Genomic DNA, 13,184 nt, shown 5'->3' on the forward strand with positions numbered 1-13,184 from the left:
TTTGACGAACCAGCGTACTGCCGTTCAGGATAATGGACATGCGTACGGCATACCGAACGGGCGACGCCCGGGTGCTCCGCGACGTCGCCGCCATCGGTGCGGCGATGCTCGCCGTGGGCGCGTCGTTCGGTGCCGTGGCGGTGGCCGCCGGCCTGCCCGTCTGGGCCACGCTCGCCATGTCCGCGCTCGTCTACGCCGGCGGCGCCCAGTTCATGGCCGTCGGCCTCGTCGCGGCCGGCAGTCCGCTCGCGGCGGTCCTCGCCGGCCTGCTGCTCAACGCCCGGCACCTGCCGTTCGGCCTGGCCCTCGGCGGTGCGCTCGGCACCCGGCGCGCGCAGCGGCTGCTCGGCAGCCACCTGATGACCGACGAGGCGACCGCGTTCGCGCTGGCCCGCCCGGCCGGGCCGCAGCGGCGCCGGGCGTTCTGGCTCGCCGGGGTGCTGCTGTTCCTGGCCTGGAACGCCGGCACCGCGCTCGGCGTGCTCGCCGGCGGCGCGGCCGGTGACCCGGCCGCCCTGGGACTCGACGCCGCGTTCCCCGCCGGGCTGGCCGCCCTGCTGCTGCCCAGCCTGCGCGACCGGGAGACGCGCCGGGTGGCGCTCCTCGGCGCCGGTCTGGCAGTGCTGGCGACCCCGCTGCTGCCGGCCGGACTGCCGGTGCTGCTCGCGCTCGCCGCGCTGGCCCTGCCCCTGCCGGCCCGCCGCCGCCCACCCGCCGCGCCGCCCGACCCGAACCCCGCGTCCGCCGGCCGGTCCGGCGTGCCGTCCGGCCCGGACGCCGCGCCGGACGCCGCGCCGGACGCCGCGCCGGAGGCGGCCGGCGACGGACCGGTGGACGACGGCGCGGCCCGGCGGAGTGCGCGGGCCGGGGAGGTCTCGTGCTGATCGCGGTGATCCTCGCGCTGGCCGCCGGCACCTACGGGTTCCGGGTCGCCGGGGTGCTGCTGCGGGACCGGCTCGACCTGCCGGAGTGGTCCCGTCACCTGCTGCCGGTGGGCGCCGCGACGTTGCTGGCCGCGCTCGCCGCCACCGCGGCGCTCACCGAGGCCGGCGGCTTCGCCGGCTACGCCCGGCCCGCCGGTGTGCTCGTCGGCCTGCTGCTGGCCTGGCGCCGGGCGCCGTTCGTGCTGGTCGTGGTCGCGGCGGCGGCCACCACCGCGGTGCTGCGCCTGCTCGGCGTGGCCTGAACGCGGATCGGACCGCTCGCCGCGCGGCTCGGTCCGCTCCCGGCGTGGCATCGGCCGCCCGCACGAGAACGGCCCCTCACCGCCGGGGCGGGGAGGGGCCGGTTCAGGGCCGGTCCGGTCAGACCTTGTCGCCGATGTTCACCCGGGGCGCGGGCGCGCGCATCCGGCGGAACGTGATCGACCGCATGATCGCGTAGAAGTAGAGCGAGCCGAGCTTCTCGGTGCTCTTCGGGAAGCGCTCGCGGACCAGCCGCTTGATCTTCCGGGAGATCAGCACCGAGTCGATCAGCACGCCGAGCGCCAGCGCGCCCCAGAGCACGTTCGACAGCAGCCGCACGATCGGCGGCATGGCCTGGTTGGAGCCGAACAGCACGATCAGCGCACCGCCGAAGAACCAGGTGCCGATCGTTCGCCGGGAGTCGACCACGTTGCGGGCCAGCAGCCGCTCCGGGCCCCGGTCACGCGGGCCGCCCTCGCGGCGGAACTCGGCGGCGGCCTCGGCGCGGGCGGCGCGGCGCTGCGCGCGGGCCTCCTCCTTGGTCAGCGGCTTCGCAGGCGCGGTCGGCCGGCGACCGGCGACCGGGCGCTTCGGCGTGACGTGCCCGAGTTCCTTCTTGCTGGGCGTGTAGCCCCGGGGGCGGGCGGCGGCGGACTCCTCGTCGGCCGTCACAGTGGTGACGGACTCCTCGACGAGGTCGGCGGACTTGCGGCGAAACAGCGACGGCACGCGGCAAGGGTAGCCAACCGGCCGCGCCCGGTGCACATCACGGGTGCACCGGGCGCGGCCGGACGAGTGAACGGGACGGTCAGGGACGCTCGACGTGCGCGCCGAGGTCGGCCAGCTTGGCCTCGAAGTCCTCGTAGCCGCGGTTGATCAGGTCCACGCCGTACACCCTGGAGGTGCCCTCGGCGGCGAGCGCCGCGATCAGGTGGCTGAACCCGGCCCGCAGGTCCGGGATGACCAGGTCGGCCGCGTGCAGCTTGCTCGGCCCGGCGATCACCGCCGAGTGCTTGAAGTTGCGCCGGCCGAAGCGGCACGGGGTGCCGCCGAGGCAGTCCCGGTAGACCTGGATGTTGGCGCCCATCGTGTTCAGCGCCTCGGTGTAGCCGAGCCGCTGCTCGTAGACCGTCTCGTGGACGATCGACAGGCCCCGGGCCTGGGTGAGCGCGACCACCAGCGGCTGCTGCCAGTCGGTCATGAAACCGGGGTGCACGTCGGTCTCCAGCGCCACCGCGTTCAGCTCGCCGCCCGGGTGCCAGAACCGGATGCCGCCCTCCTGGCCGGGGCTGCCGCCGCGCGGCGGGCGCAGGTCGGTGACCTCGTACTCGCCGCCGACCGACCGGAAGATGTTCAGGAACGTCATCATGTCGGCCTGCTGGGCACCCAGCACCTCGACGTGACCACGGGTCGCCAGCGCCGCCGCCGCCCAGCTGGCCGCCTCGATCCGGTCCGGGATCGGCCGGTGCGTGTAGCCGTGCAGCTTCTTGACGCCCTGGATCTCGATCACCCGGTCGGTGTGCACCTTGATGATCGCGCCCATCTTCTGCAGCACGCAGATGAGGTCGATGATCTCCGGCTCGACCGCCGCGTTGCGCAGCTCGGTGACGCCCTCGGCCATCACCGCGGTGAGCAGCACCTGCTCGGTGGCGCCCACGCTCGGGTACGGCAGCGCGAACTTCGTGCCGTGCAGCCCGTTCGGGGCGGACAGGTGCAGCCCCTCCGGGGTCTTCTCGACGGTGGCGCCGAACTCGCGCAGCGCCTGGAGGTGGAAGTCGATCGGGCGCGGGCCGATGTGGCAGCCGCCCAGGTCGGGGATGAAGGCGTGGCCGAGCCGGTGCAGCAGCGGGCCGCAGAACAGGATCGGGATCCGGCTGGACCCGGCGTGCACGTTGATCTGGTCGGTGCTGGCGCTCTCGACGTTGGTGGGGTCGAAGACGAGCTCGCCCTCCTCGTCGCCGTCGCTGACCTTGACGCCGTGCAGGCCGAGCAGACCGCGGACCACCTCGACGTCACGGATACGCGGCACGTCGAACAGCCGGCTGGGTGTGTCGCCCAGCAGGGCGGCCACCATCGCCTTGGACACCAGGTTCTTCGCGCCGCGCACGCGGATCCGCCCTTCAAGCGGAGTGCCTCCGTGTACGACCAGGACGTCGTCGGTCAACGCAACCTCCAGCGCGTTGGGTGCTGCCGTGTCTAGTGATGGGTGCACGAAGTTCATCGCTACCCGGAACGCGGTCATGAGAAAACGGGCCGCGTGTGTCGTCGCCCCGGCAGCATAGCCCTCCGTGACGGGAATGGAATCGGTCACATCGCCAGCGAGGGCACGAACCGGGGTGTCCGGTGCGTTTCCGTGCCAGCGGGGTCACCGACGGTGATCAGGCTCCCGGAAGGGCGAGCATCTGGTCCAGCGCGGACCGGGCGTGTCGGGCGGTGTCCGGGTCGACGGTGATCTGGTTGACCACGCGCCCGGCGACCAGCTCCTCCAGCGCCCAGACCAGGTGCGGCAGGTCGATCCGGTTCATCGTCGAGCAGTAGCAGACCGCCCGGTCGAGGAACATGATCTGCTTGTCGGGGTGGGCCAGTGCGAGCCGGCGTACCAGGTTCAGCTCGGTGCCCACCGCCCACGCCGAGCCGGCCGGGGCCGCCTCGATGGTCTTGATGATGAACTCGGTCGAGCCGACCAGGTCGGCGGCGTTCACTACCTCGTGGCGGCACTCCGGGTGCACGAGCACGTTCACGCCCGGCACCCGCTCGCGTACGTCGTCGACGCTGTCGAGCGTGAAGCGGCCGTGCACCGAGCAGTGACCGCGCCACAGGATCATCTTCGCGTCGCGCAGCTGCTCCGGGGTCAGCCCGCCGTTCGGCTTGTGCGGGTCGTAGAGCACGCAGTCGTCGAGCGAGAAGCCCATCTCCAGCACCGCGGTGTTGCGGCCGAGGTGCTGGTCGGGCAGGAACAACACCTTGCGGCCCTGCTCGAAGGCCCAGTCCAGGGCCCGCTTGGCGTTCGACGAGGTGCAGACCACACCGCCGTTGCGGCCGACGAAGCCCTTGATGTCGGCCGAGGAGTTCATGTACGTCACCGGCACGGTGTCGGCCGCGATGCCCAGGTCGGTGAGCGTGTCCCACGCGGCCTCGACCTGCGACAGCACCGCCATGTCGGCCATCGAGCAGCCGGCGGCGAGGTCGGGCAGGATCACCTTCTGCGCGTCCGAGGTCAGGATGTCCGCGCTCTCGGCCATGAAGTGCACGCCGCAGAAGACGATGTACTCCGCGTCCGGGCGGGCGGCCGCCTCCCGGGCCAGCTTGAACGAGTCGCCGGTCACGTCGGCGAACTGGATCACCTCGTCGCGCTGGTAGTGGTGGCCCAGGACGAACACCTTCGTGCCGAGCGCGGCCTTCGCGGCGGCGGCGCGGGCCACCAGGCCGGGGTCGCTCGGCGCGGGGAGATCACCCGGACACTCCACGCCACGCTCGGTGGCGGGGTCGCTGCCGCGGCCGAGGAGCAGCAGCGCCGTGGCGGTGTTGGACGGCTCAACCCAGGTCGAAGTCACGTCCCCATGGTCCCACAGCGCGACCACCGCGCAGCCGTCCCCGATGTGGCCTGCCACACTGCTGCGCATGCGCGTGCTGCTCTGCCCGGACAAGTTCGCCGGCACGCTGCCGGCCCCCGACGTGGCCGCCGCGGTGGCCGACGGCTGGCGTGACGTCGCACCCGGCGACGACCTGCTGGTCCGGCCCCTCGCCGACGGCGGGCCGGGATTCGTCGACGTGCTCGCCGGAGCGCTCGGCGGGCGGCGGGTGCCGGTGCCCACCGTCGACCCGCTGGGCCGCCCGACCGCCGGTGAGATCCTGCTCACCGACGACGGCACGGCCTACCTGGAGAGCGCGCAGGCGTGCGGGCTGCACCTGCTCACCACCGCCGAACGCGACCCGAAGGCGACCACCTCGTACGGGCTGGGCCTGCTCGTCGCCGCCGCGGTCGAGGCGGGCGCGCGGACGGTGGTAGTGGGGCTGGGCGGCTCGGCCACCAACGACGGCGGCGCCGGGATGCTCGTCCCGCTGGGCGTCACGCCGCTGGACGAGGCCGGCCGGGCCCTGCCGTACGGCGGCGCGGCGCTCGCCGGGGTGGCCGCGCTCGACGGCGAGCCCCGGCTGCGCGGCGTGCCGCTCGTCGCCGCCACCGACGTGGACAACCCGCTGCTCGGGCTGCACGGCGCGAGCAGCGTCTTCGGTCCGCAGAAGGGCGCCGACCGGGGCGACGTGCTGCTGCTCGACGCCGCGCTCACCCGCTGGGCGGAGGTGCTGAGCACGGGGCTGCCCGGCTGCCCGTCCGGGCTGGGCGCGCTGCCCGGCGGCGGCGCCGCAGGCGGCCTCGGCGCGGCCGTGCTGGCGCTCGGTGGCCGGTGCGAGTCCGGCATCGGGCTGGTCACCCGCGCGGTGGAGCTGGACGCCGCGCTCGACGCGGCCGACCTGGTGATCACCGGCGAGGGCTCGTTCGACCACCAGTCGCTGCGCGGCAAGGTGGTCGCCGGTGTGGCCGGTGCGGCCCGGGACCGGGGCGTGCCCTGCGTGGTGCTGGCGGGACGGGTGAGCACCGGGCGGCGGGAGGCGGCGGCGGCCGGTGTCACCGAGGCGCACAGCCTGGTGGAGCACTTCGGCGGCGAGGAGCACGGGGGAGTGGACGCGGCGATGACCCGTCCGGCCGAGGGGCTGCGCGCGCTCGGCGCCCGCCTGGCGCGGCAGTGGAGCCGCTGACCGGTTCCGCTGGTCACGCCGCCGGGTGGCGACGCCGGAGGCGGCGTACGATCGAAAGACGGACCACACCGGGAATCACTGGCGGACGTGCGGCGTTGGCCAGGACGTCCGGACCTCATACCGCGCAGGGAGACTTCCACGTGACCACGCCAGCGCAGACCGAGTCGACCGAGGCCAAGGCCCCCAGCACCGTCGTCCTCACCGACGTCGCGGCGCAGAAGGTCAAGGCCCTGATCGAGCAGGAGGGCCGCGACGACCTGCGGCTCCGGGTCGCCGTGCAGCCGGGTGGCTGCTCCGGCCTGCGGTACCAGCTGTTCTTCGACGAGCGCTCGCTCGACGGTGACGTCGTCACCGACTACGACGGTGTCGAGGTCGTCGTCGACCGGATGAGCGCCCCCTACCTGGCCGGCGCCACCATCGACTTCGCCGACCGGATCGACGCCCAGGGCTTCACCATCGACAACCCGAACGCGGGCAACTCCTGCGCCTGCGGCGACTCCTTCAGCTGAGTCGACGACCGACCGGCAGCGGCGGGCCGTCCCCGAGTGGGGCGGCCCGCCGCTTCGTCTACCCCATGGGTGTGACGCCCGGATGTGCGCCGATCGACCGGTTGACGACCGACCGCCGTCCGGCCGGTCCGGGGGCCGGTAGGCTGACCGCGCCGTGCTCCCGACCCCGAGGGTTGACATGAAGATCGCCGTGACCGGCTCGATCGCGACCGACCACCTGATGAGCTTCCCCGGCCGCTTCGCGGACCAGCTCCTCGCCGACCAGCTCGACAAGGTCTCGCTGTCCTTCCTCGTCGACGAACTGGTGCTCCGGCGCGGCGGCACCGCGGCGAACATCGCCTTCGGCATGGCCCAGCTCGGGCTGCGCCCGGTGCTGCTCGGCGCGGTCGGCGCCGACTTCGCCGACTACCGCTCCTGGCTGGAGCGCCACGGCGTCGACTGCGACTCGGTGCACGTCAGCGAGGTCGCGCACACGGCACGCTTCGTCTGCACCACCGACACCGACATGTGTCAGATCGCCTCCTTCTACGCCGGGGCGATGAGCGAGGCCCGCAACATCGAGCTGGCCCCGGTGGCACAGCGCCTCGGCGGTCTGGACCTGGTGCTGGTCAGCGCCAACGACCCGGCCGCGATGATCCGGCACTCCGGGGAGTGCCGGGACCGCGGCTACTCCTTCGTCGCCGACCCGTCGCAGCAGCTCGCCCGGATGGACGGCGAGGACGTGCTCGGCCTGGTCGACGGCGCCGACTACCTGATGACCAACGAGTACGAGAAGTCGCTGCTGCAGAGCAAGGCCGGACTGACCGACGAGCAGCTGCTGGACCGGGTCAAGGTGCGGGTCACCACGCTGGGCAAGCAGGGCGTGGAGATCGCCGGCCGAGAGATCGGCACGATCCGGGTGCCGATCGCGCGGGAGATCCAGGCGGTCGACCCGACCGGTGTCGGCGACGGCTTCCGGGCCGGTTTCTTCGCCGCGCTCGACTGGGGCGTCGGCCTGGAGCGGGCGGCCCAGGTCGGCTGCCTGCTGGCCACGCTCGTGCTGGAGAACTTCGGCGGCCAGGAGTACGAGGTCCGCCGGGACCTGTTCGTGAAGCGACTCGCCGAGTCGTACGGTGACGCGGCCGCCGAGGACGTCCGGCCGCACCTGCTGTGACCGGCCCCGCGGTGCCGGGCGGCGGGGTGGACCCGGAGGTCCGTCCCGGCTCCGGCGGTCCGGTACTCGTCGCGTTCGCCGGGCTGCCGGGCGTGGGCAAGACCACGCTCGCCGCCCGGGTCGGCGCCGCCCTGCGCGCCCCGGTCCTGCCGGTCGACCCGGTCGAGCGGGCCCTGCACCACTACGGCCTCACCGGCGACGTACCCGGCATGGCCGCCTACGGCGCGGTCGCCGGGCTGGCCGAGGTGCAGCTCGGCCTCGGGCTCAGCGTGGTCGTCGACGCGGTGAACCCGGTCGCCAGCGCCCGGGGCCTCTGGCACGACGTGGCCGAACGGGCCGGCGTGCCGCTGCGGGTGATCGAGGTGCACTGCGGCGACGAGGCGGAGCACCGCCGCCGGGTCGAGGCCCGCCCGCCCGAGGAACACGGCACCTGGGAGCAGACGCTGCGCCGCCGGGCCGAGTACGAACCGCTGATCGGCCCGCGCCTGGTGGTCGACACCGCCGTCGCGGCCGACCCGCTGCCGGGCATCCTCGCCTACCTGCGCTAGCCGCTCACCCGGACGTCGTAGGCGGGCCCCGGGCGCTCGGCGAGGAACTCGTGGCCGCGCATCCGGCACCACGCCGGGATGTCCACCGCCGCGGCCGGGTCGTCGGCGAGCACCCGCACCACGGCCCCGGCCGGCAGGCCGGGCACCAGCCGGGCGAGATTGATCACTGGTAGGGGACAGCGCTGCCCCCGGCAGTCCAGCACCTCGTCCGGCTCGCTCACAGGCCGGTCACCCCCGCCTCGGCCCGCAGGTCCGCCACGATCCCGGGCAGTTCGGCCAGGAACCGCTCCACGTCCGCCTCGGTGGTCTCCCGGTGCAACGACACCCGCACGTTGCCGTGCGACAGCACCCCCATCGCCTCCAGCACGTGTGACGGACGCAACGTCGACGACGTGCACGACGAGCCGGAGGACACCGCGAACCCGCGCCGGTCCAGCGCGTGCAGCAACGCCTCGCCGTCGACGTACAGGCAGGAGAACGTCACAAGGTGCGGCAACCGGTCCACCGGGTCGCCGACCACCTCCACGTCCGGCACCTCCGCCGCCACCCGGGCCCGGATCCGGTCCACCAGCGGGCGCAGCCGGGCCGCCTCGGCCGCCGCGTCGGCCGCCGCCGCGCGCAGGCTCGCCGCCGCCGCGACCACCGCCGGCAGGTTCACCACCCCCGGGGTACGCCCCGACTCCCGCTCGTCGGCCGGGTACGGCGACTCCCAGCGGGTGCCCTTGCGCACCACGAGCAGCCCGACGCCGGGCGGCCCACCCCACTTGTGCGCGCTGGCGGTCAGCACCGACCAGCCCGGCGGCAGCGGCGCCCGGCCGGCCAGCTGCGCCGCGTCCACGTACAGCGGCACGCCCGCCTCGGCGCACAGCTCCGCCGCCGCGGGCACCGGCTGCACCGTGCCCACCTCGTGACTGGCCCCGATCAGCGCGGCGAGAGCCACGCCGGGCGCGGCCACCGCCGCCGCCCAGGCGTCCAGGTCCAGCCGGCCCAGCCGGTCCACGGGTACGGACACCGCAGCGCCGCCGGCGGCCGTGTGCCGCTGCGCGGCGTGCAGCACCGCCGAGTGCTCGATCGCCGAGTGCACCAGCGTCGCCCCGGCCCGCCGCCGCCCGGCCAGGCCCCCGAGCACGGCGGCGTGCGCCGCCGCCGTACCGCTGGGGGTGAAGGACAGCTCGTCGGCGCGGACGCCGAGCGTCTGCGCGGCGGCCTCCCGCGCGGCGTCGAGAAGCCGGCGGGCCCGGCGGGCCGGCGCGTACAGCCGGGCCGGGTCCGCCCAGCCGTCGTCCAGGGCGGCCAGCATCGCCTGCCGCGCGACCGGATGCAGCGGCGCCGCGCTGGCGGCGTCCAGGTAGACCGGGGAGACGCTCATGACGTTCCACGCTATCGCCCGGTTACGCCCAAGATCCCCCCGATGGGGGTGGACAGCGACCCCAAGACGGCCTGGCCGGTCATGGTCGAGTAATCTGCGACCGTCGGTGACGCCTTTGCCGTCGGTGTCAAGGAGAACAACCGCCGCGGCGCGCTAGGGAGGCAGGACCAGGTGGTCGCAAGGAGTTCGGAGGTACGGCGCTCGGCCGTACGGCACAGCGCTTCCCCGGGGGCCGGTGGACGCCGGCGGCGTGGTGCTGGTCGAATCGCCGGGCTCGGTCTCGGCGCGGCGGCGCTGCTGGTCTCGCTCACCGGCTGTGACGTCGGCAAGACGTTCGGCGGGTTCGGCTGGCCGCAGGGCGGCATCACGCCCGAGTCGCACCGCATGTACGACCTGTGGATCGCGTCCTGCATCGCGGCGCTCGCCGTCGGTGTGTTCGTGTGGGGCCTGATCTTCTGGTGCGTGGTCCGCTACCGCAAGCGCGGCAACGAGCTGCCGGTGCAGACCCGCTACAACCTGCCGATGGAGTTCCTCTACACCATCGCGCCGATCCTCGTGGTCTCCGTGCTCTTCTACTACACCGCGGTCGTGCAGACCGACGTGGTGAAGGAGTCGAAGAACCCGGACGTCACCGTCGAGGTCGTGGCGTTCAAGTGGAACTGGCAGTTCAACTACCGCGACGGCCAGGGCCGCGACGCCAACACCGTCGCCTCGGTGCTCGGCACCAGCGAGGTCATCCCGGTGCTGGTGCTGCCCAGCGGCCGCTCGATCCGCTTCGAGGAGACCAGCCGCGACGTCATCCACTCGTTCTGGGTGCCGGAGCTGCTGTTCAAGCGCGACGTCATGCCGGGCAACGTGCGCAACACGTTCGAGGTCTCCAGCATCGACCAGGAGGGCGCGTTCGTCGGCCGCTGCGCCGAGCTGTGCGGCAGCTACCACGCCTTCATGAACTTCGAGCTGCGGGTCGTCTCGCCGGAGAAGTACGACCAGTTCCTGGCGGCCAAGAAGGCCGGCAAGTCGACCCAGGAGGCGCTCGGCGCGATCGGCGAGCCGGAGTACGCCACCGAGACCAAGCCGTTCGACACCCGGCGCGACGTGAACAACTTCAACCCGTCCGACGCGACGGCCGGCGCGGGAAGCTGAGGGGTCCGGCATGAAGACCGAGTGGAAGATCTTCCTGACCATCGCCACGTTCCTCCTCGGCGCGACGATTCTCTACGGCGCCTGGACGTACGCCGACAGCGACGGCCGCATCGAGTGGATCGGCACTGTGGCGCTGCTGCTGTCCTTCCTGCTCTGCGCGATGTGCGGCGGCTTCTTCTGGTTCGTCTCCCGCCGTATCGACCTGCGCCCCGAGGACCGGCCGGACGGCGAGATCGCCGACGGCGCCGGTGAGGTCGGCTTCTTCAGCCCGGGCAGCTACTGGCCGTTCGGTCTGGCGCTGGCCGCCGCGATCGCCGGACTCGGCCTGGTGTTCTGGCAGTTCTGGCTGCTGGGCCTGGGTCTGGTGGCGGTCGTCTTCGCCACCTGCGGGCTGCTGTTCGAGTACTACTCGGGCACCCGCCGCACCGCCGAGCACTGACCCGAAGCACCCCGCAGGCCCGCGCCCCCGTACCGGGGCCGCGGGCCTGCGGCTTTTCCCCTCCCGACTGCCGCACGCGCCGTCCCCTGCGGGCTGCCTGCGTCGATCATGAAGTTGACGGCGCCGGCGGTCCTTTTTGTCCCCGCCAACCTCATGATCACCGCCCGGCGTGGTCAGTTGCCCTCACCAGGCGCCGCGGCTTGGCCCGGTGGGCGGAACCGCGGTCCGCTCCCGAGACGCGGGTGCTGTCACGGGTCACCCCCGACACTCCCGCCCGAGCCCAGCGCCCGATGCGCTCCCGGCACCCGCCCCGCCTCGTTGATCAAGGAGTTCGGGGCAATTTCGCGCACCGCCGGTGACACAAACCCCTTGATCATCGCTTTGGGCCGGGGGAGCACCACCACCACCTGCCGGTCACCGGGCGGTGATCAAGGAGTTTGTGTCCGCCTGGACGGCCGCGGGGGACACCAACTCCTTGATCACGGGCGGCGGACGGTTGGGCCGTCGGGCGTGGCGGGGATGGAAGGGTGGCGGCCGCGTGCGGCGCGGAGGCGTAAAGAGGCCGGGCAGGCGCAGCGCGGTGCACGGGAAGGGCGCGGCGCGGGAAGGGTGCGGTGCGGCGCGGAAGGGCGAAGAAGGGCGCCGGAAGGGAGTGGAGGGTCAGGCTGCCTGGGGGTGGGAGGGGCGGCGGGCGCGGCGGCCGGACAGGCGGGTCTCGCGGAAGGTGAACGTGGCGATCACCACGGCCGCGCCGCAACCGGTGCAGATCAGCTCCGGGCAGTCGGCGCCGTGCCCGTCGCCGCACGGCGGCGCCTCGAACAGCACGACGCCCTCGCAGGTGTCACAGTGCAGCTCGCGGTCAGACACGGGTGGCTCCTCTCGCTCCGGGCACCGGCCGAGGCGGGAAGCCGCCGGCCGGCGGACCAGAGACCGAAATCGGTAAGACCGAAATCGGAAAGACCGAAAACGGAAAATAACTCCCGTGTAGTTTGGCACGCGGGTACGACAACACCCGCGCCAGGCCGCCGTCAGGCGGCGCGCGCCACCTCGAGCCAGCGCTCCAGCGCGGCCGCGGCGGCACCCGAGTCGACCGCCTCGGCGGCCCGGGCCAGGTTGGCCCGCAGCACCTCGTACAGGTCGCCGTCGAGCGGGCCCTGGGTGGCCAGTGCCACAGCGGCGTTGACCAGTACCGCGTCCCGCACCGGGCCGGTCTCGCCCGCCAGCAGCCGGCGGACCACGTCGGCGTTGTAGACCGCGTCCCCGCCGCGCAGGTCGGCCAGGGTGGCCCGGGGTACGCCGAGCTCCGTCGCGTCCAGCACGGCCTCCGTGACGGTGCCCTGCTGCGCCACCCACACCCGGGTGGGAGCGCCGGTGCTGAACTCGTCCAGGCCGTCCTCGCCGCGTACCACGATCGCGGAGTCGCCCCGGGCCGCGAAGACGGCGGCCATCACCGGGGCCATCCGCTTGTCGAAGCAGCCCACCGCGCCCGCGCGGGGCCGCGCCGGGTTGGTCAGCGGGCCGAGGAAGTTGAACGCGGTGGGTACGCCGATCTCGCGCCGGACCGGGCCGGTGTGGCGCATGCCGGGGTGGAAGCGGGCGGCGAAGCAGAAGCCGATGCCGGCCTCCGTGACGCAGCGGGCCACCTGCTCGGGCGCCAGGTCGAGGGGTACGCCGAGCTGCTCCAGCACGTCGGCGGTGCCGCAGGAGGAGGAGGCGGCCCGGTTGCCGTGCTTGACCACGCGGACCCCGGCCCCGGCGACCACCAGCGCCGCCATGGTGGAGATGTTCACCGTGTGGGCGAGGTCGCCGCCGGTGCCGACCACGTCCAGCGCGGTCGCGCGTACGTCCTCGGGCAGGTGCACCGGCACCGCGCGGGTCAGCATGGCCTCGACCAGGCCGCCCAGCTCGGCGGGGGTCTCACCCTTGGTGCGCAGCGCCACGGCGAACCCGGCGATCTGCGCCGGGGTGGCCGAGCCGGCCATGATCTCGCCCATCGCCCACGCGGTGTCGGCGGTGGAGAGCTCCTCGCCGCGCAGCAGCGCGTTGAGCAGAAGCGGCCAGGTCCGTTCGCCCATGGCGGG

General features: G+C 73.7%; 15 protein-coding genes. 8 read left to right on the forward strand and 7 right to left on the reverse strand.

The window, feature by feature from the left end; all coding sequences use genetic code 11:
* The first annotated feature begins 38 nt into the window (after positions 1-38).
* Entirely contained in the window at positions 39-884 is an 846-nt protein-coding gene (locus V6U82_RS15260; protein ID WP_334461718.1) for an AzlC family ABC transporter permease, read from the forward strand.
* Complete coding sequence (locus tag V6U82_RS15265; RefSeq protein ID WP_334461719.1) at positions 878-1,186, forward strand: AzlD domain-containing protein; 309 nt, start codon at positions 878-880, stop codon at positions 1,184-1,186. Before V6U82_RS15260 ends, V6U82_RS15265 begins: the two co-directional genes overlap by 7 nt.
* Positions 1,187-1,304: 118 nt before the next feature.
* Here V6U82_RS15265 and V6U82_RS15270 read toward each other — a convergent pair whose 3' ends face one another.
* The 3 genes from V6U82_RS15270 to nadA form a co-directional block, all read right to left on the reverse strand.
* Entirely contained in the window at positions 1,305-1,913 is a 609-nt protein-coding gene (locus tag V6U82_RS15270; RefSeq protein ID WP_334461721.1) for a DUF3043 domain-containing protein, read from the reverse strand.
* Between the two features lie 79 nt (positions 1,914-1,992).
* Entirely contained in the window at positions 1,993-3,348 is a 1,356-nt protein-coding gene (gene murA / locus V6U82_RS15275) for a UDP-N-acetylglucosamine 1-carboxyvinyltransferase (protein WP_120568748.1), read from the reverse strand.
* A 214-nt stretch (positions 3,349-3,562) separates the two neighbouring features.
* Positions 3,563-4,738 (reverse strand): quinolinate synthase NadA, encoded by a 1,176-nt coding sequence (gene nadA / locus V6U82_RS15280; RefSeq protein ID WP_181726748.1) that lies wholly within the window; start codon positions 4,736-4,738, stop codon positions 3,563-3,565.
* A gap of 43 nt (positions 4,739-4,781) precedes the next feature.
* Between nadA and V6U82_RS15285 the strand changes: the two genes are divergently transcribed.
* From V6U82_RS15285 to V6U82_RS15300, 4 genes are all read left to right on the forward strand, one after another.
* Positions 4,782-5,942 carry a glycerate kinase family protein gene (locus V6U82_RS15285; protein WP_334461723.1) on the forward strand — a complete coding sequence of 387 codons (1,161 nt, stop codon included), beginning with the start codon at positions 4,782-4,784 and terminating at the stop codon, positions 5,940-5,942.
* Between the two features lie 140 nt (positions 5,943-6,082).
* Positions 6,083-6,451 (forward strand): iron-sulfur cluster insertion protein ErpA, encoded by a 369-nt coding sequence (gene erpA / locus V6U82_RS15290; RefSeq protein ID WP_282310691.1) that lies wholly within the window; start codon positions 6,083-6,085, stop codon positions 6,449-6,451.
* Positions 6,452-6,629: 178 nt separating this feature from the next.
* Positions 6,630-7,604: a carbohydrate kinase family protein gene (locus tag V6U82_RS15295; RefSeq protein WP_128139100.1), complete on the forward strand. Its 975-nt coding sequence runs from the start codon at positions 6,630-6,632 to the stop codon at positions 7,602-7,604.
* Positions 7,601-8,152, forward strand: coding sequence for an AAA family ATPase (locus V6U82_RS15300; protein WP_334461727.1), 552 nt, complete (start codon positions 7,601-7,603; stop codon positions 8,150-8,152). Before V6U82_RS15295 ends, V6U82_RS15300 begins: the two co-directional genes overlap by 4 nt.
* Here the strand turns inward: V6U82_RS15300 and V6U82_RS15305 are convergent.
* Together V6U82_RS15305 and V6U82_RS15310 are read right to left on the reverse strand one after the other, a co-directional pair.
* A complete protein-coding gene (locus V6U82_RS15305; protein ID WP_121686073.1) occupies positions 8,149-8,373 on the reverse strand; it encodes a sulfurtransferase TusA family protein in 225 nt (74 codons plus the stop codon). The two genes, V6U82_RS15300 and V6U82_RS15305, sit on opposite strands and share 4 nt — an antisense overlap.
* On the reverse strand, positions 8,370-9,521 hold the full coding sequence (locus V6U82_RS15310) for a cysteine desulfurase family protein (RefSeq protein WP_334461729.1): 1,152 nt from the start codon (positions 9,519-9,521) through the stop codon (positions 8,370-8,372). The genes V6U82_RS15305 and V6U82_RS15310 overlap by 4 nt, the downstream gene beginning before the upstream one ends.
* A 171-nt stretch (positions 9,522-9,692) precedes the next feature.
* Here V6U82_RS15310 and ctaC point away from each other — a divergent pair, with 171 nt between their 5' ends.
* Positions 9,693-10,664 (forward strand): aa3-type cytochrome oxidase subunit II, encoded by a 972-nt coding sequence (gene ctaC, locus V6U82_RS15315; RefSeq protein ID WP_128137061.1) that lies wholly within the window; start codon positions 9,693-9,695, stop codon positions 10,662-10,664.
* 10 nt (positions 10,665-10,674) lie between these two features.
* A complete protein-coding gene (locus V6U82_RS15320) occupies positions 10,675-11,103 on the forward strand; it encodes a cytochrome c oxidase subunit 4 (RefSeq protein ID WP_120568755.1) in 429 nt (142 codons plus the stop codon).
* A gap of 660 nt (positions 11,104-11,763) precedes the next feature.
* Here V6U82_RS15320 and V6U82_RS15325 read toward each other — a convergent pair.
* Positions 11,764-11,970 carry a hypothetical protein gene (locus tag V6U82_RS15325; protein ID WP_151499889.1) on the reverse strand — a complete coding sequence of 69 codons (207 nt, stop codon included), beginning with the start codon at positions 11,968-11,970 and terminating at the stop codon, positions 11,764-11,766.
* Between the two features lie 161 nt (positions 11,971-12,131).
* Positions 12,132-13,178 carry an anthranilate phosphoribosyltransferase gene (gene trpD, locus V6U82_RS15330; protein WP_334461736.1) on the reverse strand — a complete coding sequence of 349 codons (1,047 nt, stop codon included), beginning with the start codon at positions 13,176-13,178 and terminating at the stop codon, positions 12,132-12,134.
* Between the last annotated feature and the right edge of the window lie 6 nt (positions 13,179-13,184).

Source organism: Micromonospora sp. CPCC 205554, assembly GCF_036902745.1.
GTDB classification, from domain to species: domain Bacteria; phylum Actinomycetota; class Actinomycetes; order Mycobacteriales; family Micromonosporaceae; genus Micromonospora; species Micromonospora tulbaghiae.